The sequence below is a fragment of the Pseudocitrobacter sp. 2023LY-00077 genome (assembly GCF_055796175.1).
Window position 1 is genome coordinate 495,501 of sequence record NZ_JBSPEI010000001.1, and the last position, 25,914, is coordinate 521,414.

Annotated in this window: 21 protein-coding genes; all 21 read left to right on the forward strand. The window is 43.2% G+C overall.

Annotation, left to right across the window (positions count from 1 at the left end; all coding sequences use genetic code 11):
* The first annotated feature begins 64 nt into the window (after window positions 1–64).
* The 21 genes from wcaJ (at window position 65) to ugd (ending at window position 25,841) form a co-directional block, all read left to right on the forward strand.
* Window positions 65–1,459 (forward strand): undecaprenyl-phosphate glucose phosphotransferase, encoded by a 1,395-nt coding sequence (gene wcaJ, locus ACWWFX_RS02250; RefSeq protein WP_276220457.1) that lies wholly within the window; start codon window positions 65–67, stop codon window positions 1,457–1,459.
* Window positions 1,460–1,468: 9 nt separating this feature from the next.
* Window positions 1,469–2,947: a colanic acid undecaprenyl disphosphate flippase WzxC gene (gene wzxC / locus ACWWFX_RS02255; RefSeq protein WP_473223104.1), complete on the forward strand. Its 1,479-nt coding sequence runs from the start codon at window positions 1,469–1,471 to the stop codon at window positions 2,945–2,947.
* A gap of 15 nt (window positions 2,948–2,962) precedes the next feature.
* Window positions 2,963–4,243: a colanic acid biosynthesis pyruvyl transferase WcaK gene (wcaK, locus tag ACWWFX_RS02260; protein ID WP_473223105.1), complete on the forward strand. Its 1,281-nt coding sequence runs from the start codon at window positions 2,963–2,965 to the stop codon at window positions 4,241–4,243.
* Window positions 4,240–5,466, forward strand: a complete 1,227-nt coding sequence (wcaL, locus tag ACWWFX_RS02265; RefSeq protein WP_473223106.1) for a colanic acid biosynthesis glycosyltransferase WcaL — start codon at window positions 4,240–4,242, stop codon at window positions 5,464–5,466. The genes wcaK and wcaL overlap by 4 nt, the downstream gene beginning before the upstream one ends.
* 6 nt (window positions 5,467–5,472) lie before the next feature.
* A complete protein-coding gene (gene wcaM / locus ACWWFX_RS02270) occupies window positions 5,473–6,864 on the forward strand; it encodes a colanic acid biosynthesis protein WcaM (protein WP_473223107.1) in 1,392 nt (463 codons plus the stop codon).
* A 146-nt stretch (window positions 6,865–7,010) separates the two neighbouring features.
* On the forward strand, window positions 7,011–7,904 hold the full coding sequence (gene galF / locus ACWWFX_RS02275) for a GalU regulator GalF (RefSeq protein ID WP_001572832.1): 894 nt from the start codon (window positions 7,011–7,013) through the stop codon (window positions 7,902–7,904).
* Window positions 7,905–8,447: 543 nt separating this feature from the next.
* Window positions 8,448–9,659, forward strand: a complete 1,212-nt coding sequence (locus ACWWFX_RS02280; RefSeq protein WP_473223108.1) for a polysaccharide biosynthesis protein — start codon at window positions 8,448–8,450, stop codon at window positions 9,657–9,659.
* Between the two features lie 18 nt (window positions 9,660–9,677).
* The gene (locus ACWWFX_RS02285; RefSeq protein ID WP_473223109.1) at window positions 9,678–10,640 is read left to right on the forward strand and encodes a polysaccharide pyruvyl transferase family protein; all 963 of its coding nucleotides are present in this window, start codon (window positions 9,678–9,680) and stop codon (window positions 10,638–10,640) included.
* A gap of 61 nt (window positions 10,641–10,701) precedes the next feature.
* Complete coding sequence (locus ACWWFX_RS02290) at window positions 10,702–11,955, forward strand: glycosyltransferase (RefSeq protein WP_473223110.1); 1,254 nt, start codon at window positions 10,702–10,704, stop codon at window positions 11,953–11,955.
* A gap of 2 nt (window positions 11,956–11,957) precedes the next feature.
* Window positions 11,958–13,151 carry a hypothetical protein gene (locus ACWWFX_RS02295; protein ID WP_473223111.1) on the forward strand — a complete coding sequence of 398 codons (1,194 nt, stop codon included), beginning with the start codon at window positions 11,958–11,960 and terminating at the stop codon, window positions 13,149–13,151.
* The gene (locus ACWWFX_RS02300) at window positions 13,148–13,855 is read left to right on the forward strand and encodes a glycosyltransferase (RefSeq protein WP_473223112.1); all 708 of its coding nucleotides are present in this window, start codon (window positions 13,148–13,150) and stop codon (window positions 13,853–13,855) included. The genes ACWWFX_RS02295 and ACWWFX_RS02300 overlap by 4 nt, the downstream gene beginning before the upstream one ends.
* The gene (locus tag ACWWFX_RS02305; RefSeq protein ID WP_473223113.1) at window positions 13,852–14,931 is read left to right on the forward strand and encodes a glycosyltransferase family 4 protein; all 1,080 of its coding nucleotides are present in this window, start codon (window positions 13,852–13,854) and stop codon (window positions 14,929–14,931) included. The genes ACWWFX_RS02300 and ACWWFX_RS02305 overlap by 4 nt, the downstream gene beginning before the upstream one ends.
* The gene (gene gmd / locus ACWWFX_RS02310) at window positions 14,932–16,050 is read left to right on the forward strand and encodes a GDP-mannose 4,6-dehydratase (protein ID WP_473223114.1); all 1,119 of its coding nucleotides are present in this window, start codon (window positions 14,932–14,934) and stop codon (window positions 16,048–16,050) included.
* Between the two features lie 3 nt (window positions 16,051–16,053).
* Complete coding sequence (gene fcl, locus ACWWFX_RS02315; protein ID WP_473223115.1) at window positions 16,054–17,019, forward strand: GDP-L-fucose synthase; 966 nt, start codon at window positions 16,054–16,056, stop codon at window positions 17,017–17,019.
* A gap of 2 nt (window positions 17,020–17,021) precedes the next feature.
* Window positions 17,022–17,483 carry a GDP-mannose mannosyl hydrolase gene (locus ACWWFX_RS02320; protein WP_473223116.1) on the forward strand — a complete coding sequence of 154 codons (462 nt, stop codon included), beginning with the start codon at window positions 17,022–17,024 and terminating at the stop codon, window positions 17,481–17,483.
* 5 nt (window positions 17,484–17,488) lie between these two features.
* Window positions 17,489–18,904 (forward strand): mannose-1-phosphate guanylyltransferase/mannose-6-phosphate isomerase, encoded by a 1,416-nt coding sequence (locus tag ACWWFX_RS02325; RefSeq protein WP_473223117.1) that lies wholly within the window; start codon window positions 17,489–17,491, stop codon window positions 18,902–18,904.
* The gene (locus tag ACWWFX_RS02330; RefSeq protein WP_473223118.1) at window positions 18,904–19,650 is read left to right on the forward strand and encodes a glycosyltransferase family 2 protein; all 747 of its coding nucleotides are present in this window, start codon (window positions 18,904–18,906) and stop codon (window positions 19,648–19,650) included. The genes ACWWFX_RS02325 and ACWWFX_RS02330 overlap by 1 nt, the downstream gene beginning before the upstream one ends.
* 5 nt (window positions 19,651–19,655) lie before the next feature.
* On the forward strand, window positions 19,656–21,077 hold the full coding sequence (locus ACWWFX_RS02335; RefSeq protein ID WP_473223119.1) for a phosphomannomutase: 1,422 nt from the start codon (window positions 19,656–19,658) through the stop codon (window positions 21,075–21,077).
* Between the two features lie 201 nt (window positions 21,078–21,278).
* Window positions 21,279–22,685, forward strand: a complete 1,407-nt coding sequence (gndA, locus tag ACWWFX_RS02340; protein ID WP_473223120.1) for an NADP-dependent phosphogluconate dehydrogenase — start codon at window positions 21,279–21,281, stop codon at window positions 22,683–22,685.
* Between the two features lie 293 nt (window positions 22,686–22,978).
* Window positions 22,979–24,112, forward strand: a complete 1,134-nt coding sequence (locus ACWWFX_RS02345; protein WP_473223121.1) for an acyltransferase family protein — start codon at window positions 22,979–22,981, stop codon at window positions 24,110–24,112.
* A gap of 562 nt (window positions 24,113–24,674) precedes the next feature.
* The gene (gene ugd, locus ACWWFX_RS02350) at window positions 24,675–25,841 is read left to right on the forward strand and encodes a UDP-glucose 6-dehydrogenase (RefSeq protein WP_473223122.1); all 1,167 of its coding nucleotides are present in this window, start codon (window positions 24,675–24,677) and stop codon (window positions 25,839–25,841) included.
* Window positions 25,842–25,914: the final 73 nt, after the last annotated feature.

The following is a 25,914-nucleotide window of genomic DNA, read 5'->3' on the forward strand; positions in this document are numbered from 1 at the left end:
TGCGGTTTTCTCCCTCTCCCTTGGGGAGGGGCGGGGTGAGGGGGATTATGAAAAAGGAACAACGATGACGACTCTAAAAAAGCGCGAGCGAGCCAAAACGAATGCATCGTTAATCTCAATGGTGCAGCGTTTTTCGGATATCACCATTATGCTCGGCGGGCTGTGGGTAGTGTGCAAAGCAGCGGCGCTGCCGTTTTTGTATCTCCATCTGCTGATGGCGCTGGTCACGCTGGTGGTGTTCCAGATGATCGGTGGGATCACCGATTTCTACCGTTCGTGGCGCGGCGTGCGCATTACCACCGAACTGCTCTTGCTGCTACAGAACTGGACCCTGAGCCTGGTGTTCAGCGCCGGGCTGCTGGCGTTTGACGATGATTTCAGCACCAATATCAGCGTCTGGCTGGGGTGGTACTTACTGACCACCTGCGGCATGTTGGCCAGCCGGGCGTTTATTCGTTATGGCGCGGGTGTGCTGCGCAATCACGGCTATAACACCCGTTTTGTGGCGGTGGCGGGCGATCTCCCGCAGGGGCAGGCGTTGCTGGAGAGTTTTCGCAATCAGCCGTGGCTCGGTTATGAAGTGGTGGGTACCTATCATGACGCCAAACCGGGCGGCGTCAGCGCCGATTGGGCGGGCAATATCCAGCAACTGCTGGACGATGCGCGCGCGGGCAAAATTCATAACGTCTATATCGCGATGTCGATGCAGGAAGAAAGCCTGATCAAAAAACTGATGCGCGAGCTGGCGGACACCACCTGCTCGGTGCTGATCATCCCCGATGTCTTTACCTTCAATATTCTTCACTCGCGTATTGAAGAGGTGAATGGCGTACCGGTGGTGCCGCTGTACGACACGCCGCTGTCTGGCGTGAACCGCATCATCAAACGGCTGGAAGATATTGTGCTGGCCAGCATGATCCTGCTGCTGATCTCACCTGCGTTGTGCTGCATTGCCCTGGCGGTGAAACTTACCTCTGCCGGGCCGGTCATTTTCCGCCAGACCCGTTACGGCATGGACGGTAAGCCTATCAAAGTATGGAAATTCCGCTCGATGAAAGTGATGGAAAACGACGCGGTGGTCACTCAGGCGACACAGAACGACCCGCGCGTGACGCCCGTTGGAAACTTCCTGCGCCGCACCTCGCTCGATGAACTGCCGCAGTTTATCAATGTGCTCACCGGCGGCATGTCGATCGTCGGCCCGCGTCCTCATGCGGTGGCGCATAACGAACAGTATCGTCAGTTGATTGAAGGTTACATGCTGCGCCACAAAGTGAAGCCGGGCATTACCGGCTGGGCGCAGATTAACGGCTGGCGCGGTGAGACCGACACGCTGGAAAAAATGGAAAAACGCGTCGAGTTCGACCTGGAATACATTCGCGAGTGGAGCCTGTGGTTCGATATCAAAATTGTTTTCCTGACGGTGTTTAAAGGCTTCGTCAGTAAAACGGCGTATTGAGGAACAGGTATGAGCCTGAGAGAAAAAACCATCAGCGGTGCGAAGTGGTCGGCCATGGCGACCGTGATCATCATCGGCCTGGGGCTGGTGCAGATGACGGTGCTGGCGCGCATCATCGATAACCACCAGTTCGGTCTGCTGACCGTTTCACTGGTGATTATCGCGCTGGCCGATACGCTGTCTGATTTCGGTATTGCGAACTCGATTATTCAGCGCAAAGAGATAAGCCATCTCGAACTGACCACCCTGTACTGGCTGAACGTCGGGCTGGGCGTGGTGGTTTGCGGGGCGGTGTTTGCCCTGAGCGGGGCGATTGCCAGCGTGTTACATAACCCGGATTTACAGCCGCTGATTCAGACCTTATCGCTGGCGTTTATTGTTATCCCCCACGGGCAGCAGTTTCGCGCGCTGATGCAAAAAGAGCTGGAGTTCAACAAGATTGGCCTGATTGAAACCAGCTCGGTGCTGGCGGGTTTTACCTTCACCGTGGTGTCGGCGCATTTCTGGCCGTTAGCCATGACCGCGATTCTCGGTTATCTGGTTAATAGCGCAGTGCGTACGCTGCTGTTTGGCTATTTTGGCCGCAAAATTTATCGCCCTGGGCTGCATTTCTCGCTGGCGAGCGTGTCGTCTAACCTGCGCTTCGGTGCCTGGCTGACGGCGGATAGCGTGATCAACTATGTGAACACCAACCTCTCGACGCTGGTACTGGCGCGTATTCTGGGGGCGAGCGTCGCGGGCGGCTACAACCTGGCCTACAACGTGGCGGTGGTACCGCCGATGAAGCTGAACCCGATTATCACCCGCGTGCTGTTCCCGGCGTTCGCCAAAATCCAGGACGACACGGCCAAACTGCGCGTGAACTTCTACAAGCTGCTTTCCGTGGTTGGCATTATCAACTTCCCGGCGCTGCTCGGGCTGATGGTGGTGAGCAACAACTTTGTGCCGCTGGTTTTTGGTGAGAAGTGGGTGAGCATCATTCCGGTGCTGCAACTGTTGTGCGTGGTGGGGCTGCTGCGTTCGGTGGGGAATCCGATTGGCTCGCTGCTGATGGCGAAGGCGCGCGTCGATATCAGCTTTAAATTCAACGTCTTTAAAACCTGCCTGTTTATCCCGGCGATTATCGTCGGCGGCCAGTTGGGCGGCGCCATTGGCGTCACGCTGGGCTTCCTGCTGGTGCAGATTATCAACACCATTCTGAGCTATTTCGTGCTGATCAAACCCATTCTGGGCTCCAGCTACCGTGAATACATTCTCAGCCTGTGGCTGCCGTTCTATCTCTCTTTGCCCACGCTCGCGGTGAGCTACGGCCTGGGGTGGGCGCTGAACGGCCAGCTGTCGCTGGCGCTGCTGCTGGCGGTGCAAATTGCCGCGGGTGTACTGGCCTTTGGGGCGATGATTGTGCTCTCCCGCCACCCGCTGGTGGTGGAGATGAAGCGCCAGTTGTGCCGTAACGAGAAGATGAAAACGCTGCTTCGCGCAGGCTAATTTTTTGAGGTCATTATGAAATTATTGATTCTTGGCAACCACACCTGCGGCAACCGTGGCGATAGCGCCATTTTGCGCGGGCTTTTAGATGCCATCAACACGCTGTCGCCTGAGGCCGAAGTGGATGTGATGAGCCGTTATCCGGTGAGTTCTTCCTGGTTGTTAAATCGCCCGGTGATGGGCGACCCGCTCTATTTGCAGATGAAAGCGCACAACAATGCGCCGGGCATGGTCGGGCGAGTGAAAAAAGTACTGCGCCGACGCTATCAGCACCAGGTGCTGCTCTCGCGCGTCACCGACAGCGGCAAACTGCGTAATATCGCGATTGCTCAGGGCTTTACCGATTTTGTGCGCCTGCTGTCAGGCTACGATGCGATTATCCAGGTGGGCGGCTCGTTCTTCGTTGACCTGTATGGTGTGACGCAGTTTGAGCATGCGCTGTGCACCTTTATGGCGAAAAAACCGATTTATATGGTCGGCCATAGCGTCGGCCCATTCCAGGCACCGGCGTTTAACCAGATGGCAAACTATGTCTTCGGCCACTGCGACGCGCTGTTCCTGCGCGAATCGGTGAGTCTTGACCTGATGAAGCGCAGCGACATTGACACCTCGAAAGTGGAGAAGGGTGTCGATACTGCCTGGCTGGTGGATCATCACAATGACAGCTTTGACGCGAGCTACGCCGTTCAACACTGGCTGAACGTGGCGCAGCAGCAGAAAACCGTTGCTATTACGCTGCGCGAACTGGCGCCGTTTGATAAGCGCCTCGGCACCACGCAGGAAGCCTACGAAAAAGCGTTTGCGGGCGTAGTCAACCGTATCATCGCCAGCGGCTGGCAGGTGATGGCGCTCTCTACCTGTACGGGTATCGACAGCTACAACAAAGACGATCGCATGGTGGCGCTGAACATGCGTGACCACATTCAGGACCCGTCGCGCTATCACGTGGTGATGGACGAACTCAACGATCTGGAAATGGGCAAACTGCTGGGCGCCTGTGACCTGACGGTCGGGACGCGTCTGCATTCAGCGATTATCTCCATGAACTTCGGTACGCCCGCCATTGCCATTAATTACGAACACAAATCCGCGGGCATTATGCAGCAGCTTGGTATGCCGGAGATGGCGGTGGATATTCGTCATCTGCTGAACGGCGACCTGGAAGCGATGGCGGCAGACACCCTGGGCCAACTCTCCACCCTGGTGCCGCGCCTGAACGAGGCGGTGGCGCGGGAACGTGCGGCGGGGCTGGCGATGGTGGAATCGGTCTTAACGCGCATCGGGGAGGGAAAATGAAGGTTGGTTTCTTCTTACTGAAATTCCCGTTGTCGTCTGAAACGTTTGTGCTTAACCAGATTGTGGCCTTTATCGAAATGGGCCACGAGGTCGAAATTATCGCCCTGCAAAAGGGCGATATGACCAACACCCACGCGGCGTACACCCAATATGACCTCGCGGCGAAAACCTGCTGGTTACAGGATGAACCGGTGAGTACGGGAGCGAAGTTTCGTCATCGCGCAGTCAGCACGCTGCGTGGGTTACATCGCCCGGCAACGTGGCAGGCGCTGAATATGAAGCGCTACGGCCACGAAGCGCGCAACCTGATCCTTTCGGCCATTTGCGGCAATAACGCCCAACCGTTTAGCGCCGATGTCTTTATCGCCCACTTCGGCCCGGCGGGGGTAACAGCAGCGAAACTGCGCGAACTGGGTGTGATCCGCGGCAAAATCGCCACCGTTTTTCACGGGATTGATATCTCCAGCCGCGATGTACTCAGCCACTACACGCCGGAATATCAGCAACTGTTCCGACGGGGCGATTTAATGTTACCCATCAGTGAGTTGTGGGCGAAACGGCTACAGGGCATGGGCTGCCCGAGCGCCAAAATCGCCGTCTCGCGAATGGGCGTTAACATGGAGCGCTTCGCCTTGCGCCCAACGAAAGCGCCGGGCGACACGCTGCAAATTATCTCTGTGGCCCGCCTGACCGAGAAAAAAGGTCTGCACGTGGCGATTGAAGCCTGCCGCCAGTTGAAAGAGCGCGGGGTCGCATTTCATTACCGCATCCTCGGCATTGGCCCGTGGGAACGCCGCCTGCGCACGCTGATCGAACAGTATCAACTGGAAGGGTACGTGGAGATGCCGGGGTTCAAGCCCAGCCACGAGGTAAAAGCGATGCTCGATGACGCGGATGTGTTCCTGCTGCCGTCAATTACCGGCGCGGATGGCGATATGGAGGGCATTCCCGTGGCGCTGATGGAAGCGATGGCGGTGGGCATTCCGGTGCTTTCTACCCAGCATAGCGGTATTCCGGAACTGATAGACGCCAACGCCTCCGGCTGGCTGGTGGCGGAGAACGACGCCCCGGCACTGGCGGGCAAACTCAGCGAACTGCGCCATCTTGATGAACAGGCGCTGCGCCCGGTACTCCAGCGCGCTCGCGAAAAAGTTGAAACCGAGTTCAATCAGCAGGTGATTAACCGCCAGCTCGCGAGCCTGCTGCAAACCCTTTGCTATTGAGGTTGCATGGATAAAAAATTCTCCCGACGTCGCTTCCTGTCGGCAGGCGCTGCGCTTGCCGCCGTTCCTCTGCTCCATAGCCCCGCAGCCCGTGCGCTGGGGCGCAATAACGCCGTCGATATCCGCAACTATCTGGTCGGTAATGACTGGATCCGAGCATTTCGTCAGGCGTTTGACGACGCCGACATTATCGACGTCCCCAAAGGCGTGATTTGCGACAATATCAACACCGGCATCATCATGCCGCCGGGTAAAACGCTGCAGGTTAACGGCAGCCTGAAAGGCAATGGTCGTGGGCGTTTTGCGTTGCAGGATGGCTGTAAAGTGGTGGGGGAGGGGAGCCTCAATAATATTACCCTCGACGTGCGCGGATCTGACTGCACCATCGAAGGGCTGGCGATGAGCGGCTTTGGTCCGGTGGCGCAAATCTATATCGGAGGCAAAGAAAAAAGGACGATGCGCAATCTCACCGTCACGCGGATTAATGTCAGCCAGGCAAACTACGGTATTTTACGCCAGGGATTCCATAATCAACTCGACGGGGTAAAAATCACCCACAGTAAATTTAGCCATCTTCAGGGCGATGCCATTGAATGGAACGTTGCTATTAACGACAAGAATATCCTCATCTCCGATCATGTGATTGACCATATCGATTGCACCAATGGCAAGACCAACTGGGGCATCGGTATTGGGCTCGCAGGCAGCACCTACGATAACGACTATCCGGAGCACCAGGCGGTGAAAAACTTTGTCGTCGCCAATATCACCGGCAGCCACTGCCGACAGCTGGTTCACGTTGAAAACGGTAAACACTTTATTATCCGTAATATTAAGGCACGAAATATCACCCCGGAATACAGTAAGAAAGCCGGAATTGATAACGCCACGGTAGCAATATATGGATGTGATAATTTCGTTATCGATGGTGTGGATATGGTTAATAGCGCGGGTATGCTAATTGGCTATGGTGTTATCAAAGGGAAATATCTGTCGATACCGCAGAACTTCAGGGTAAATAATGTGCGGATGGATAATCGCCAATTAACGCTAAAGCTTCGTGGGATACAGATCTCCTCGGGGAATGCGCCGTCGTTTGTTGCGCTGACCAACCTCGATCTTAACCACGCATCGCTGGAGATTCACAACAAACCACAGCACATCTTTATGCGTAATATCAAGGTGATACAACCTTCTTCGCGCGGGCCGGCGCTACAGCTCCACTTCGACTTACGTAAGGATGTTCGCGGGAAGTTTATGGCCAAACAGGAGACGCTGCTCTCGATGTCAAATATTCATGCGATCAATGAAAACGGCCAGCAATCGGTGGATATTGACCGTATTGATCAGCACGTTGTCAATGTTGATGCGCTGAATTTCACCCTGCCTAAACGCTGAATTTTTAGCCGAACCCACCTCTTCAGACGCATTCTCGGATTGTATCCAGAGATTTAGCGGTATTTACCCGATACTATGAGAAAACATAGTGGATCAAACATGTTTAATAGCTATAATTCATCAACCGTATATAGGTGGACACGATAATGGTTAATTTGAAAGCAGTCATTCCGGTAGCCGGGCTGGGCATGCATATGCTCCCTGCCACCAAGGCCATTCCTAAAGAGATGCTACCGATCGTTGACAAGCCGATGATCCAATACATCGTCGACGAAGTTGTTGCTGCAGGGATCAAAGAAATCGTCCTGGTCACCCACGCCTCTAAAAACGCCGTGGAAAACCACTTCGACACCTCCTACGAACTGGAAGCCCTACTGGAGCAACGCGTTAAGCGTCAGCTGCTGGCGGAGGTTCAGTCCATTTGCCCACCGGGCGTAACTATCATGAACGTGCGTCAGGCACAGCCGCTGGGCCTGGGCCACTCAATTCTTTGCGCACGACCGATCGTTGGCGATAACCCGTTTGTGGTTGTTCTGCCCGATATCATTCTCGATGGCGCATCCGCCGACCCACTGCGTTATAACCTTGCTGCGATGGTGGCACGGTATAACGAAACGGGCCGCAGCCAGGTGCTGGCGAAACGTATGCCGGGCGATCTTTCTGAATACTCGGTTATTCAGACCAAAGAGCCGCTGACCGTAGAAGGTAAGGTGAGCCGTATCGTCGAGTTCATCGAAAAACCGGACCAACCGCAAACGCTGGATTCCGACCTGATGGCAGTAGGGCGCTATGTGCTCTCCGCTGACATCTGGGCCGAACTGGAAAAAACTGCCCCAGGTGCCTGGGGACGTATTCAACTGACGGATGCTATCGCCGAGCTGGCGAAGAAACAGTCCGTTGACGCGATGCTGATGAGCGGCGACAGCTACGACTGCGGGAAGAAAATGGGTTACATGCAGGCGTTTGTCCAGTACGGGCTGCGCAACCTGAAAGAAGGCGCGAAGTTCCGTAAAGGAATTGAGAAACTGCTTTCAGAATAAGACTCTACGCAACAACACGGAATGTTGGTGATGTAACAGAACGGCAGTTGATTGTGGTTGAGGAACATCTCATTTCACAGCAGCTGCCGTTTTTGCTTTTAAAAACAACAACTAAAATTAGTGATTGCGCGGTGTTTTTTGACAAAAAATGCCGGATTTCTCCTTGTCTTACACAGGGATTGCGCCCAAAATAGTGGGCTGAATTGGTGGGTGAGATTCATCGCAAACGCTAAGGTTTGCGGGGGCTGGCCTGCGACATACTGAATTTTGTGCAGTGCACTGGTAGCTGTTGAGCCAGGGGCGGTAGCGTGCTTATTTAGCCTTGACAAAGATATGTGGTGAGATTTAGCAAACTTGTTAGTTTGAAATAGATAATAGATAAAAACGATATATATTACGTTCAATTTTAATACACTTTAAACAATCTAACTACAAGCTAAAAATAATTCTGAGGGTTGCATTATAAAAACAATCAATAAAATATCTCTTTATGCGGCATTATCTAGGGGTATAAAACTTCTAAGTGGGCCAATAACTATTTTGGTGGTTTCAAGAACATTAAGTTCGGAAGAAATTGGTTTTTATTACACATTTTTCAGTCTGATCACTTTGCAGCAATTGGTTGAACTTGGTTTGGGGCAGACTCTTCGATTACATATATCACATGCTTATAAATTAGATCCCCAAGGCTGGTCCTTGGAATCTAGAGTTACCGTGAAGGAATATATAAATCTTAGCTTGAGGTGGTTTTTTTTTGTAGCATTGGCGACAATTTTTATAATTGGTCCTGCAGGGATAATGTACTATAGTTCTTATGAGGGAATGGTTTCGTGGAGAGGACCATGGATAGCCTTAGTTCTGGTAACAGCAATATCATTATTGCTTACACCTATCCAGATTGCATTGGAATCATTGCAATATCAAATATTAGTGTTTAAGGCACAAACATATGTTTCCATAATAAATGGGCTGTCCATATGTGTATTTTTGTATTGTGGCTTAGGATTGTATACAATATCCTTAAGTTTGTTAATTAGTAATTTAGTTCTGTTTTCCTTATTATCGCCAAAATTAAAATGGCTTGCAGACACCTTGCAACAAGTCAATGTAAAAAGAAAATCAAAAACGGTTTTCAAAGAATTATGGCCGCTGTTTTATCGTGTGGCGATAGTTTCTGCATTTGGTTTTGTATTTTGGAATGGATTCAATTTAATAGCGTTTAAAGTATATGAACCATCTTTCGCTGGAAAATTGATCTTATCAATTACCCTTGCGAGAGCAGGATATGGATTTGCTGAATCTATTTTATATGGACAAATTACTTTTATTTCAAATCTTATTTCTAATGGGCAATATGAAGAATCAAAAAGAATATATAATAAAAATTCTATTCTTGCCTTCTTTATTTTGACAATTGGGTATGCTTGCTTTATTATATTCCAACTTATATTTCCCTCGTTCTACTTATTTGACAAGACAGTCGGGTTGCAATATTTTTTAAGTATATTTATATTTTTCTTGGCGTTATTAATTTTAACGTCTGGAAATAATTATATTCGTTGTTATAAAACAGAACCATTTGTTTTTGTTTCAATATTTCATGGTGTGATGGTGCCTGTGTTGTTCTATTTAACCGCAGCATTAAAATTTCAGTATTATTTGTATCCTTGCACAGTTGTCTTAATTGTATCGATAATTGCATCGAAAATGATAGCTAAAAAACAGCATCTAAAATTTAATCCAAATAAACAGTAAATTACTTACAGGTTTGAAATGAATAAAAAAGAAGACTTTATTAATGTGTTCGACACTAGCATTGCTTCACTTAATGTGGGGGATTATATTATAATGGATGCTGTCTCGAAACAATTAAATAAATTAGAGAATCTTCCACAGATCGTAACATTACCCACACATGATCATTTTGGAAGAGAAGGGCGTCGTTTATTGGGGATTGCGAAATATTCAATTGTAGGTGGAACAAATCTTTTATCATCACATGTCACTAAGTATAGGCAATGGCGTTTCCAAATGACAGATCTTCTCTGTCTGAAAAATTGCATTTTGATGGGGGTGGGTTGGTGGCAATATCAGGATACCCCCGATTACATAACAAAAAAAGTATGGAGTAGAATACTTCATAAGGGTATGCTGCATTCTGTTCGTGATTCATTTACAGTAGAGCAATTATCATCAGCAGGAATTAATAACGTTGTGAATACAGGTTGTCCCACAATGTGGGAATTGACACCTGAACACTGCAAGAGTATCCCTGAGCGAAAAGGTGATAGAGTTGTATTTACTTTAACGGATTATAATAAAGATTTAGTTGCTGATACTATAATGATCAACTCTCTAAAAGAGACATATAAAGAAGTAATATTTTGGCCGCAAGGAAGTGAAGATATTTATTATATAAACTCTTTTGAACAATCTGTAGTAAATGGCATAACGGTTTTGAAACCTAGCTTAAATGAGTTAAATAAAAATTTAGAGTTCGGAAATACAGATTATATTGGAACAAGATTGCATGCAGGAATTAGGGCTCTACAGCTTAATGCAAGAACTATAATTATTGGAATTGATAATCGTGCAATAGAAAAAGCGAAAGACTTTAATCTTCCAGTTCTTAACCGTAATGCTATAGCCAGTTTGGAAAAAATAATTAATGAGAAAGTAGTTACTGAAATTAACATGCCATGGGATGCCATTCACAAGTGGAAGTCCCAGTTTTAAATTTCTGTTGACATTCTGGACGCTGGAATAATTACATTCATAAATCTATTTCGAGAACTTAATGGATATTTTAGTTATTAACCATTCGGATAATGTTGGTGGTGCTGCTAAAGCCGCATTCAGACTTCATCAAGTTTTTAAGAAAAAATTCAACAAAACTGAAATGCTCGTAAGAGTTAAACGAAGTGATTGTTCCAGTGTAACATCGTTAAGTGGAACTGCCTCATATATTTCAAAAATTCGTTATCCTTTAGGGATGAAAATAAGTAAAATTATCTTTAAATCGAAAGAATTTATTAGTTTGAATATATTACCATCTTCTCTGGCAACTATTATCAATAGTCACTCAGCAGATGTTGTAAATGTGCATTGGATTGCGGGTGAAACTATTTCTCTGAGAGATTTTTCAAAAATAAAAAAACCAATTGTTTGGACCATGCATGATATGTGGCCATTTCTTGGTATTGAACATTATGCTTCCGAAAAGTCAGACGAATGGAAGTCTGGGTTTGTCAAAGTAAATTCTGATTTGTCAACAAGATTAAACTTCATAAATAGGTTGATTTGGAAGCGTAAGTTAAAAGCATATCGGAAGATGAATATCTGCTTTGTATCCCCAAGTAAGTGGTTAGCTGAAAGAGCAAAAGAAAGTTGTTTATTAAAAAATATGAGGGTGGAAGTTATTCCAAACCCAGTCGATTTTGATGTATTTAAACCATTAAATAAAGACTATTCTAGAAAAGCTCTAAATTTATCACCCACCGCCAAAATAATCTTATTCGGTGCTGTTGGTGGTGCTAAAGATGAGCGTAAAGGTTATAGTCTATTACATGAGGCTTTAACTCATTTTTCGAAAGAATGGAAAGATATAGAAAATGTCGAATGTGTGTTTTTTGGACAAAGTGAGCCACCTTCTGATTATTTAGCATTACCTTTGAAATGCAAATGGGTTGGTGTAATTCATGATGATGTAACGTTGTCACTACTCTACAATGCTGCTGATATCACCGTTGTACCATCAAAAATGGAAAATTTACCACAGATCTGCACAGAAGCTCAATCATGTGGCTGTCCGGTAGTGGCATTTGATTGCTCTGGTATAAGTGAGACAATTGAACATAAAAAAACCGGCTATCTTGCAAAAGCATATGATACATATGAACTATCTTCAGCTATAAGGACTTTACTCAGCGATAATAAATTGTTGGAAGAATACTCTCAGAATGCTAGCTGTCGGGCTCGTGAACTTTGGGACCATGATATTATTGCAAATAAATATGATGCAATTTTCTCTTGTATTGCTAAGAATGACTGAATATGGATAGTAAAAATGTCAATAACATTGGGGTAAGTAATACCCCAATTAAAATATTTAAAACAACGCTTGCCGCGTTGATGTTTACATATATTACTGTCATAAGTTGGAGTCCATTTTTTAGTGGCTATCTGAGCATACCACTTATCGTAACTTATCATATTCCATTTCTTTTACTGATAATGGCAATTTTAGTCACAAAAAAAATAAATCTTCCTCTTATTTTATTCTCAATACTTTTGGCTGCATTAATAATTCTATTCTCGTTATTTACTAAATCGACAGTTAACTTCAATAGATATATTTTTGAGCCATTAACAATCATACTGTGTTACTATTGTGCAACTAATTTAAATCTCGCTGAAAAAATATGTGAGTATGTTTCTAAGGTTGCAGTTATAGGTATAATTTTATCTTTGATAGCTTTATTGTATGTGTATTTCGGCGGTGAATCCCTGCTATCATTCCCAAACGTCGATGGGCGTTTAAATTATCTGTATTTAACGTCTTTTAGTAATTTTAGAGTTGGTGATGTAATCCGTCCCTCGTTTATATATGATGAGCCAGGCGCTTTTAGTTTTGTTATTTGCTTTGTTGTCATATTAAGAGAGTTGTTAGGAAAAAAATACAACTGGTTTTTCCTTATTGGAGGAATGGTTACATTAAGTCTAACGCAACTGGTTATACTTGCTTTATTTCTCTTTCTGAAGAATTGGCGTAATATGAAACAAGGTTTATTTATTATGGCATTGTTGTTACTCTGTGTACTAACAACTTACGATAATGATAAGTTTTCTTTCTTTTATGACCGATTCTCAACTGAAAATGGAACAATCTCGGGCGATAATAGAAGTATGCAAATTTCTAATTATCTCAAAATTGTAGATTCGGATATGTTTATTTGGGGGGATTACTTATGTCATCAAAATAAAAATCAAACATGCGAAAATCACGGAGATATATCATCAAGTGTCGTAACGCCTCTTTATAAAGGTGGGTTACTGCAATTGCTGATACAGGTCTTTACTCACATCTTACTTATTATTCTGGTCTTTAAAAATAAGAATTTTGTTTTTCCAGCATTAACAATGACAATTCTACTCATGCAACGACCATTTTTTGACGTTGTAGGTTATTCCATTATGATCTACTATCCCTTATTCATTATGTTTCAGTTAAAAAATTATAAATCATGATAATTATTACCATTGTCAAAAATGATCCAGCTGGATTAAATAAAACATATAAATCTATCATTTCAGAAGTCAACAATGGGTTAGAATGCTCTTTGTGGATAATAAAGCTTAGTGATGAAGATGATTATTCGCTTAGAGATCTTTCCGAATTGCCTTGCTACTGTGTGGTTTATAACGAGTCAGATAAAGGAATCTACTCAGCATTTAACCAAGCAATACTCAAAATCCCTGAAGTTTACAAAAACGAATTTGTGATGTTTTTAAATGCAGGTGATGAGATTACGAATGGAAAAAAAATCAACACCTTGTTGAGGTTGCAGGATGATGAAACTGAAATGTTTATTGGCAGTGCTAAGATACATGGACAAGATAAAATAATAGAACCAATTACTTCCATTATTGGTGTTGGTGGTTTAAATTTTTGTCATCAATCTATACTATATCGTGCAAGTACTCTTTTTAAATACTCTTACCCAGAACAATATAAAATAGCTGGAGACTACGCACATTTCTTAAGAATCAAGACCCGAAACAAAATTGTATGCAACATTGTTATATCGATATTTTCAGTAGATGGTATATCTGGGCGTAGTGTTTATAGAACTCGAAAAGAAAACTTTAAGGCGGGATATGATTTTCATGGTTTAAATGAAGTTTTTAGCCTACTTAAAATGCTTACAGTTAGATTCCTGAGTAAATTATGATAACGTTTTTTATAGGCCCCTCTAAAGGAAAAGTAACCGGACAATCTGTTGCATTTAATATAATTTATAATAATTATGATGGGGAGAAAATACTAATTAACTACCCCGATGTTAACGGTGGTTTCGCAAATGTATTTAAACAGTACTTATCTTCAATAATATTTTTTCTTTATAAAAATATAAGCGCATTGTTTGAAAGGAAAATAATTTACATTACAACAAGTCGAACGAAGACTGGTTTTATTCGTGATGCATTTTATATTTTTTTTGGTAAGTTATTTTTAAATAAAATCGTTAATCATCTGCATGGTTCCGATTTTAAGTACTTCAGAAGTAATCAGAGTAAAGCATTTCAAAAATTAATAGATTATATCTATAAAAAAATAGATACATCAATTGTTCTATCAGAAAGTATGAAAGAACAATATGATATTTACCCTAATATGAAAATTAAAGTCATTAGTAACTGTTATTATGATTTAGATTCTGATTATACCAAGCAAGTTTTTACAGGCAAACAAGTGAGACTTGTTTACCTGTCAAATTTATTATACTCGAAGGGTATCCTTCACTTGGTCCGAGTTGTAAAAAAAATAGCTAATGATGGCTTCAATGTTAATCTTGAAATCGCAGGTAAGATATTAGATGATGAATACCTTGACAGCAATGAATTAGCTAGTGCCTTGGATGCGGAAATTAAGAGTTGTGAATTCATTCAATACCACGGACCATTATATGGCAAGCAGAAAAACCAATTGCTATTGCGCTCTGATGTCTTTGTTTTACCGACATTTTATCGTTCAGAAGCTCAACCAATATCTGTTATTGAAGCAATGTATTATGGATGTGTAATTGTAATAACAGATCATAATTATATAAAGGATTTTGTTACTAAAAATAATGGGGCTATTATTAATAGTGATGATGAGGATTCTTTATATGAAGCGCTTCTATGTGTTTTTAAAGAAAGTGAATTTTATTCAAAAATAGCAACTGAGAACAGAAAATACGCAACAGATTTCTTTTCTCCATCAGTGTATATAGATAGTATAACTTCAGCAATTATTGAGGATTAAATGAAAAAGGCATTAATCACTGGTATTACAGGGCAGGACGGCTCATACTTGGCTGAGTTTCTCCTCGAAAAAGGTTATGAAGTTCATGGTATCAAGCGCCGGGCATCTTCTTTCAATACTGAGCGCGTGGATCACATCTATCAAGATCGTCATAATACCAATCCAAATTTTTTCCTGCACTATGGTGATCTTACCGATACTTCAAACCTGGTTCGTCTGATTAAAGAGATACAACCCGATGAGGTTTATAATCTTGGCGCTCAATCACATGTAGCAGTTTCATTCGAATCGCCAGAATATACTGCAGATGTTGATGCTATGGGGACCTTACGTTTATTAGAAGCTATCCGCATCTGTGGGCTGGAAAAGAAAACGCGCTTTTATCAAGCCTCAACTTCTGAATTATACGGTTTAGTTCAAGAGATTCCTCAGCGTGAAACTACGCCTTTTTACCCGCGTTCACCGTATGCTGTAGCAAAACTTTATGCTTATTGGATCACTGTTAACTATCGTGAATCATATGGCATGTATGCTTGCAATGGTATTCTGTTTAACCATGAGTCACCTCGCCGTGGCGAAACGTTTGTAACACGTAAAATTACTCGTGCAATTGCCAATATTTCTCAAGGTATAGAGAATTGCTTGCATCTTGGTAATATGGATTCACTAAGGGATTGGGGTCATGCAAAGGATTATGTTCGTATGCAATGGATGATGCTTCAACAAGAAAATCCCGAAGATTTTGTTATTGCAACCGGTAAACAGATATCTGTTCGTGAATTTGTACGCATGTCTGCAAAAGAGGTTGGTCTTGAACTTGAATTTACAGGTACAGGTGTTGATGAGATCGCTACTGTCATTAAGAAGACTTCAGATTGCGCTGTTGGGGTGAATGTTGGTGATGTAATTGTCCGTGTCGACCCTCGCTATTTCCGGCCTTCAGAGGTTGAAACTCTGCTTGGTGATCCGGCTAAAGCGAAGAAGGTTCTAGGCTGGGTTCCTGAAATCACGGTTGAAGAATTGTGTGCAGAAATGGTTGCTGGCGATCTGGCAAAAGCAAAACAGCATGCTCTTCTTAAAAGCCATGGTTATGATGTAGCGGTTTCTTTGGAGCGTTGATCCATGAATAAGAAAAGGATCTATGTTGCTGGCCATCGAGGGATGGTTGGTTCGGCAATTTGTCGAGAATTAAGCTTACGTGACGATGTTGAGCTTGTCACCAAAACACACCGTGAATTGGATCTTACAAAGCAACGCGATGTTCAGATATTTTTCGAAAATGAAAATATTGAGCAGGTCTACCTTGCTGCAGCTAAGGTCGGTGGAATTCATGCAAATAACACTTATCCAGCAGAGTTCATTTATCAGAACTTGATGATTGAAACCAATATCATTCACTCTGCTCATATGGCAGGTATTCAAAAGTTGCTTTTTCTTGGTTCGAGCTGTATTTACCCAAAACATGCCGAGCAGCCAATGAAAGAAAATGCTTTACTGACCGGTATTTTAGAACCAACGAATGAGCCTTATGCAATTGCGAAAATAGCAGGCATCAAATTATGTGAATCATACAATCGCCAGTATGGCAGGGATTACCGTAGTGTCATGCCTACAAATCTTTATGGTATGAATGATAATTTTCACCCTGAAAACTCGCATGTAATTCCTGCACTTATGCGCAGGTTCCATGAAGCCAAAGAATCTGAGGCTTCTGAGGTTGTTGTATGGGGATCAGGTACACCGATGCGTGAATTTTTGTATGTTGATGATATGGCTGCTGCATCTATTCATGTTATGGAACTTGACAGCGCTACCTATCAAAGCAACACGCAGCCGATGCTTTCGCATATCAATGTGGGAACAGGGGTTGATTGTACTATCCGTGAGATGGCCGAAACTATGGCTTCAGTAGTAGGTTTTAAAGGCAAGATAGTATTCGATCAAACAAAGCCAAATGGAACCCCTCGTAAGTTAATGGATGTTACTAGGTTAAATAATTTGGGTTGGAATTACCGCTATAATCTCAATGATGGTTTAACATTAACTTATAAATGGTATCTGGCTAACCTAAACTCATTCCGAGGCTAATTATGGTTAAGAGATTAGAACAGCAATTGTTTAAATCCATTGTTGAAAATACACCACTAATCTCGATTGATCTCATCATAAGAAATGGTGAAGGGAAGGCGCTGCTTGGGCAGCGCCAGAATCGTCCAGCACAAAATTTTTGGTTTGTGCCTGGAGGACGAATTTACAAGGATGAGTCTTTCGAAAAGGCGTTTAAAAGAGTTACTTTCGATGAATTGGGTTTAGAATTATCTCTGGATAAGTCTACCTTCCTGGGAATTTATGAACACTTTTATAACGATAATTTCTCTGGCGAAAATTTTAGTACTCATTATGTAGTACATGGTTATGAAATTTATCTTCAGAGTGGGAATCTTCTTCTCCCGACTGTTCAGCATAATGCCTATCAGTGGTTTGACCTAGAAACATTACTTGCCAGCAGTACTGTTCATCAGTACACCAAAAATTATTTTCTTTCAAGGTAATAGATATGCTCCTTCCCGTCGTAATGGCCGGTGGCTCTGGGACCAGACTGTGGCCTCTTTCACGTACATTATATCCAAAACAATTTCTTTCTTTGAATAGTCCATTAACTATGCTGCAGGAAACATTGCGCCGACTGGAACATGTTGAACATAATCCTGCTTTAGTTATTTGTAATGAATCTCATCGTTTCATTGTCGCTGAACAGTTGCGAAAAGAAGGTTTAGAGCATAGCGGAATTTTACTTGAACCTGAAGGGCGTAACACTGCACCAGCGGTTGCACTTGCTGCTCTGCATGCTCAAACTAAGGGGGAGGATCCTATTCTGCTCGTTTTAGCAGCAGATCATGAGATACAGGATCAAGATAGTTTTACTCAGGCTGTGCTTGCAGCAAAGGAATTCGCTGAAAAAGGAAAGCTAGTTACATTCGGTATTGTTCCGACCTCGCCAGAAACAGGATATGGTTATATCAAGACTGGGGCAGTGCTTACTAGCAATGGAAGAGATGGTTATAAAGTTGCTGCTTTTGTTGAGAAACCAGAGCTTGAGCTTGCTAAAGTATATTTAGCCGATGGCGGCTATCTCTGGAATAGTGGCATGTTTATGTTCAAGGCTTCAGCATTTATTCAAGAGCTAAAGAAATTTCGCCCTGACATTTTGTCTGCTTGCCAAAATGCACTTAATTACTCTAAACAAGATTTGGATTTCATTCGTATTGATGGTGGAGCATTTTCGTGCTGTCCTGAAGAGTCAATCGATTATGCAGTGATGGAGAAGACAACTGATGCAGTCGTTATGCCACTGAGCGCTCAATGGAGTGATGTTGGATCGTGGTCGGCTCTTTGGGAAATTAGTCCAAAGGATGAAAGCGGTAATGCTATTCGTGGTGATGTTCTTGTTGAAGATGCAACCGACAGTTATCTTTATTCACAACATCGTCTTATTGGTGCAGTGGGTATCAAAGATCTTGTTGTTGTTGAAACTAAAGATGCTGTTCTTGTTGCGCATAAAGATAAGGTTCAACAAGTAAAGGGAATTGTTGCGCAGCTTAAGCAAAACAAACGTTCAGAGTACTTGCAACATCGTGAGATTTTCCGTCCGTGGGGTAGTCATGACACTATAGCCGAGGGACAGCGTTATCAGGTTAAACAAGTTACTGTTCAACCTGGGCACGTGACAGCAAAGCAAATTCACTATCATCGTACTGAGCACTGGGTTGTCGTTTCGGGCACAGCTAAAGTCCATCTTAATGATAAGACTTATCTGGTTTCTGAGAATGAATCCACATATATTCCAGTTGGCATACCTCATGCAATAGAAAATCCAGGAAAAATTCCACTGGAAATCATTGAGGTAAGATCCGGAGTTTATCTGCAGGAAGATGATGTTGTCCGTGTACCATCCTCCGGAGTGGGATATTAATGCGTATTTCCATTATTACAGCGACATACAATAGTGAACGTACATTACTGGACACTTTAATATCATTAGAACGACAGTCTTATCCAAATATCGAATATATTATCGTGGATGGTGAATCGAAAGACGGTACTATCGAACTTGTAAAAAATAATTGTACGAAAGTAAGTAAAATTATCTGTGAGTCTGATCGAGGTATTTATGATGCTCTCAATAAAGGTATCAATGCAGCTACAGGTGATGTGATTGGCTTTTTACATTCAGATGATTTGCTTGCCAGTGATAATGTTATTGCGGATATAGCTGATGTATTTGTAAATACAGGATGTGATGCCATGTATGGCGATTTGGAATACGTTTCCCAGCATGACATTACAAAGCGAGTTAGGCTCTGGAAAAGCGGGGTGTTTAACCGAAGAAAGATGCAACTAGGATGGATGCCTCCCCATCCTTCGTTTTACATGAAACGTTCTTGCTACCAAGAATTCGGTAATTTTTCTCTGGATTATCGTATTTCTGCTGATTACGATTCCCTGTTACGTTACATTTTAAAGCAGCGTGTGAATATTGCTTATTTACCAAAAATTTTGGTTAAAATGCGAGTTGGTGGTATTAGTAATCGTTCTATATCTTCCGTGGTAAATAAGTCGATGGAAGATATTCGTGTTATGAAAAATAATGGAATTATATGGCCTCTAGCCCTTTTATATAAAAACCTTTCAAAACTTCCCCAATTTATTAAAAAGTGAATAACATGTTAAGTACCAGTACAGTTATCAGAGAGAGTGGTATTTCATTCGGCACAAGTGGTGCTCGTGGTTTAGTCGTTGATTTTAAACATGATGTTTGTGCGGCATTCACGCATTCATTTTTAACCAATGTTCGTAATCAATTTACTTTCAATACAGTTGCTCTGGCAATTGATAATCGTCCAAGCAGTTTTGAAATCGCTCAAGCTTGTGCTTACGCTATCAAGAAACAGGGGTTTGACGTTGAATTTCATGGTGTTATCCCAACTCCTGCCCTGGCTTACTATTCAATGCAGCACAAAATTCCCTGTATTATGGTAACAGGTAGCCACATTCCATTCGACCGCAATGGGTTGAAGTTTTACCGCCCGGATGGCGAGATTTCTAAAAGTGATGAATTAGCAATCGTAAATTGTGATTGCAAGTTTGATAAAGTAGCTGAGCTCCCTGAATTGCAGTTAAATTCTGCTGGGGCAAAAGACTACATTTCACGCTATGTATCATTATTTGATGAGAAAATGCTTGCTGGAAAACGCTTGGGTATTTATGAGCATTCTAGCGCTGGACGTGACTTATATGCACCTCTATTTAGCGCGCTGGGTGCTGAAGTGATTTCTCTTGGTCGTAGTAATGAGTTCGTGCCTATAGATACTGAAGCCGTCAGTGATGAAGATCGTGTTCGTGCAAAACAATGGGCCAAATTATTTCATCTTGATGCGATTTTTTCCACGGATGGTGATGGCGATCGTCCCCTTGTTTCCGATGAGAATGGAGAATGGTTAAGGGGCGATATCCTGGGTTTATTGGCGGCAGCCGAGTTGAACATTAAGGCTCTTGCTGTACCTGTTAGCTGTAACACTGCGATTGAACTTTCGAAAAAGTTCGATTTGGTTCAAAGAACTAAAATTGGCTCACCGTACGTCATCGACGCCTTTGGTAATTTGTTAACTCAGCATTGCACTGTTGCTGGATTTGAAGCGAATGGAGGCTTCCTTCTCGCCTCTAGCCTACAGGTTAACGATAAACCGTTAGCTGCATTACCTACCCGTGATGCTGTTTTGCCAGCACTTATGTTATTGGTTGCTTCACGTAATGGGCGCATTTCTGAATTGACTCATAAATTACCACAACGTTTTACCTGGTCAGATAGAATTAAAAACTTCTCCTCTGAATCAAGCTATCGAATCATTAATAGTGCTATAGCCGATCCTGAAGTATTTATAGGTAAAATTGGACTTGAATCTATTAATTGTACTTCTGTTGATAGAACTGATGGTGCGAGATTCTCTCTTTCAAACGGTGATGTTTTTCATTTACGCCCCTCTGGTAATGCACCGGAACTACGTTGCTATGCAGAGTCCTCCAGTGAAGCCATTGCAAAAAAATATGTTGTTGATATTTTGAATATAATTATGTCGTTAGGTTAATTTTTACCATAGTGAAGGCCCCTGTTTTTAAAGGATTTAGTCGTAATTGAGATTGAATTTTAAACAATATTTTTTTCTACAATGATGTTGGTATTGATAAAGGCATCTTACACTACACACGACCATAGATCCTGAGTTACCATCGAGTCCACATTCAAGCCGCGCATAACTCGCGGTGACCACCCCTGACAGGAGTACATAATGTCCAAGCAACAGATCGGCGTAGTCGGTATGGCAGTGATGGGGCGCAACCTGGCCCTCAACATCGAAAGCCGTGGTTATACCGTCTCCATCTTCAACCGCTCCCGTGAAAAAACTGAAGAAGTTGTTGCCGAAAATCCAGGCAAGAAACTGGTTCCTTATTACACGGTACAGGAATTCGTCGAATCTCTTGAAACCCCACGTCGTATCCTGTTGATGGTGAAAGCAGGCGCGGGCACCGATGCCGCAATTGATTCCCTGAAACCGTATCTCGATAAAGGCGACATCATCATTGATGGTGGCAACACCTTCTTCCAGGACACCATTCGCCGTAACCGTGAACTGTCCGCTGAAGGTTTCAACTTCATCGGTACCGGTGTTTCCGGTGGCGAAGAGGGTGCGCTGAAAGGCCCATCCATCATGCCTGGCGGTCAGAAAGAAGCCTATGAGCTGGTTGCTCCAATCCTGACCAAAATCGCTGCAGTTGCTGAAGATGGCGAACCGTGCGTGACCTACATTGGTGCCGATGGCGCGGGTCACTATGTGAAAATGGTTCACAACGGCATCGAATACGGTGATATGCAGCTGATTGCAGAAGCGTACTCTCTGCTGAAAGGTGGCCTGGACCTGTCCAATGACGAGCTGGCGAAAACCTTCACCGAGTGGAACGAAGGCGAACTGAGCAGCTACCTGATCGACATCACCAAAGATATCTTCACCAAAAAAGATGAAGACGGTAACTATCTGGTTGATGTGATTCTGGATGAAGCAGCCAACAAAGGCACCGGTAAGTGGACCAGTCAGAGCTCCCTGGATCTCGGTGAGCCACTGTCTCTGATCACCGAGTCCGTATTCGCGCGTTATATCTCCTCTCTGAAAGATCAGCGTGTTGCAGCCTCTAAAGTGCTTTCCGGCCCGAAAGCGGAACTGGCTGGCGACAAAGCGGCGTTCGTTGAGAAAGTACGCCGTGCGCTGTATCTCGGTAAAATTGTTTCTTACGCGCAGGGCTTCTCTCAGCTGCGTGCCGCGTCTGACGAATACAACTGGGATCTGAACTACGGTGAAATCGCGAAGATCTTCCGTGCTGGCTGCATCATTCGTGCGCAGTTCCTGCAGAAGATCACCGATGCCTACGCTGAAAATGCCGGTATCGCAAACCTGCTGCTGGCGCCGTACTTTAAAAATATCGCTGATGAGTATCAGCAGGCGCTGCGTGATGTGGTTGCCTACGCTGTACAGAACGGTATTCCGGTGCCGACTTTCGGCGCTGCTGTTGCCTACTATGACAGCTACCGCTCCGCGGTACTGCCGGCTAACTTGATTCAGGCTCAGCGTGACTACTTCGGTGCGCATACCTATAAACGCACTGATAAAGAAGGCGTATTCCATACCGAATGGTTGGACTAATCCTAAATAAATAATGAAAGCCCGGAGAAACCGGGCTTTTTTTTTGCCAGAAACCATTTTTAAATAACGAATTAAAATATCATTATTATGTTAGGCTTAAATATGGAAATGTATTGCTCCCCTATTGACGAGCCTTCTGTTTATAATGAAGGATTCTAAATCATTCCAAATGCTGCTGAAGGAAATATTGAAGGTTTAAGTTTATTGAAATATAGTATGAGCTTTATTTGAACAACCTCATTAAAAATAGTTATGATATATTGAAATTCCCACTTTTTTACGTAAGGTGAAAAATGTCATCTCAAAATAAAAATTGGTCTCCTGAGCTAGATGGATTACGAGGATACGCTTCATTATGGGTTCTCTTGGGGCACATCTGTTTGTTAACTCAAGTTAATATACCAATATTGAGTAATCCAGAGTTTGGTGTTGATCTTTTTATCATCCTGTCAGGATACTTAATGGCTAAAAATTATATTGAGAGAAAGGATAAAGAACCTTGGACTTCATGTAATACGATAAAAGCATTTTGGATAAGACGCCTCTTTAGGATCGCGCCTCTTTATTATATTATGTTAATCGCTGCATTCGCATTTGGTGAGCATGTAGGTCATTATAGGGATATAATTGCTTCAGTTTGGCCATCCACTCAAACTGAGACATCAAGGTATTCTGATTCGTCGATTAAGAATATTGTGATGCACATCTCTTTTTTATTTGGATTAACGCCATATTATTCATTTAGGACAGTTCTCCCTGATTGGAGTATTGGTCTAGAAATGCAGTATTATGCTATATTTCCTTTCATTATGTTGCTCGTGATGCGATTCGGATTTTTAATCTCATTAATTGGTTTAACGATTGTTTGTGTGGTTTTGCTTTATATATTTCCATTTTATTTTGATCAGTTTCACATGCCTTCGATGATAGTTTTTAAATTGCCATTATTTATATCGGGAATGCTTTTATATAAATTCATATCGACCGGTAATTTAAGGTTTGCTATTGCTTCGGCTCTGTCTCCATTGTTTATTATGTTTAGTGGGTATTTTATATCAAAAAAACAAATTGTAATAGATGAAGCATTGATAGTAGGTATGTGTTTTATTCTCATAAAACATGATCGATCATCTATTTTTGGAGAAGTAAATCGTTTTGTTCGTAAATTATTATCAACCAAATTGAGTCAGTTTCTAGGTGATGTGTCATATTCGGTTTATCTTCTCCATTTGCTGATTGTTATACCTGTTATTGGTTTGGCAATCCAGTATGCGAGTATTAATGAATTACAGCCAGTTAATCGTTTCTTGATAGTTACATTTATTGTTCTGCCACTGACGTATAGTATCTCCATGATAATGTTCTCGCTGATCGAATCAAAAGGAATACAATTGGGTAAATCCTGTTTAAAGAGATGGGGGTATTAATCATAAGAGAGCATGGTCACTTCATCTTCTGAGGTGACCTTTGATTTTTTATTTATTAATATGCTTATTCATAATAAATGTGACCATATAGATATAAGTTTATAATGTTGATTAGGTATTATCTTTAAAGCGCATTGAGGTTTTAAATATCTGTTAAATGGTTTTTTAGAGAGTGTCTATTTAAGTCAGTCAAATGGAAATTTACTAGCTTTCCAGAGAGCTGATTAAGTGATGTTTTTGTATAGTTATTGGGGGGCCTAAAAACCTGCACCATTTGATGGTGAGCTGCAAAATTCTTGTTTAATTTTTGTGTCATGCATAAAGCTTCAGAGTGAGTTAATTTATTTCGATTTCATTTTCTATATGAGATTGTGTGTCGTACTTAATGTAAATTCTTTTTTTAATCTTAATGTAAAATTAATGTTGATAGAGTAACTTTTCTAAAGAAATTCCGAATTATTTCTATAGTTATTGCAATTAATGTGTTTACACGTTAAAAAATTTTAAACGTATTGATGTGATATCACATTATAAATAATTAAGTTTATTCTGAGAGAATACAATGAAAGTTACCATCTCTGGTACAGGCTATGTCGGCCTCTCGAACGGCCTGCTGATTGCGCAACACCACGACGTCGTGGCGTTGGACATCATTCCTTCACGTGTGGATATGCTCAATGAGCGTGTCTCGCCTATTGTGGATAAGGAGATCCAGCAGTATCTGAACTCAGGAGAGCTGCGTTTCACCGCGACCACTGATAAATACCTTGCTTATCAGAATACTGATTACGTTATTATCGCGACGCCAACGGATTACGACCCTAAAACTAACTATTTTAATACGTCCAGCGTTGAGTCGGTTATTCAGGATGTCATTGAGATTAATCCGCAGGCCGTCATGATCATTAAATCAACGGTACCGGTTGGTTTTACGGATTCGGTGAAGAAAAAATATGCCACCGATAATATTATTTTCTCGCCAGAGTTTTTGCGTGAAGGTAAGGCGCTTTACGATAACCTGCATCCTTCGCGGATCGTGATTGGTGAGCGTTCAGAGCGTGCGGAACGCTTTGCTCGTATGCTCCAGCAGGGTGCCATTAAGCAAGACATACCTACGCTGTTTACCGATTCGACGGAAGCGGAGGCCATTAAACTTTTTGCCAACACCTATCTGGCAATGCGTGTTGCTTACTTTAACGAGCTGGATAGCTACGCAGAAACGTTGGGCCTCAACTCCCGCCAAATTATCGAAGGTGTTTGTCTGGACCCTCGCATCGGCAATCACTACAACAACCCTTCATTTGGTTACGGTGGCTACTGCCTGCCGAAGGATACCAAGCAACTGCTGGCGAACTACCAGTCGGTGCCTAACAACATCATCTCCGCGATTGTTGACGCTAACCGCACGCGTAAAGACTTTATCGCTGACGCGATTCTGGCGCGTAAACCGAAAGTTGTTGGTATCTACCGCTTGATCATGAAAAGCGGCTCCGATAACTTCCGTGCCTCCTCCGTGCAGGGCATCATGAAACGTCTGAAAGCGAAGGGGATAACGGTGATTGTGTATGAACCGGTGATGAAAGAGGATGAATTCTTCAGCTCACGCGTGGTTCGTGATCTGGAGGCGTTTAAACAGGAAGCGGATGTAATCGTTTCTAACCGTATGGCCGAAGAGTTAACGGACGTAGCAGAGAAAATCTACACGCGCGATCTTTTTGGCAACGACTAACTCAAATTATTGACAAGCTGAATGCCTTACGCGACGGGCGTTCAGCCTTTTTTCTTATTCTTTTCAGGTTTCT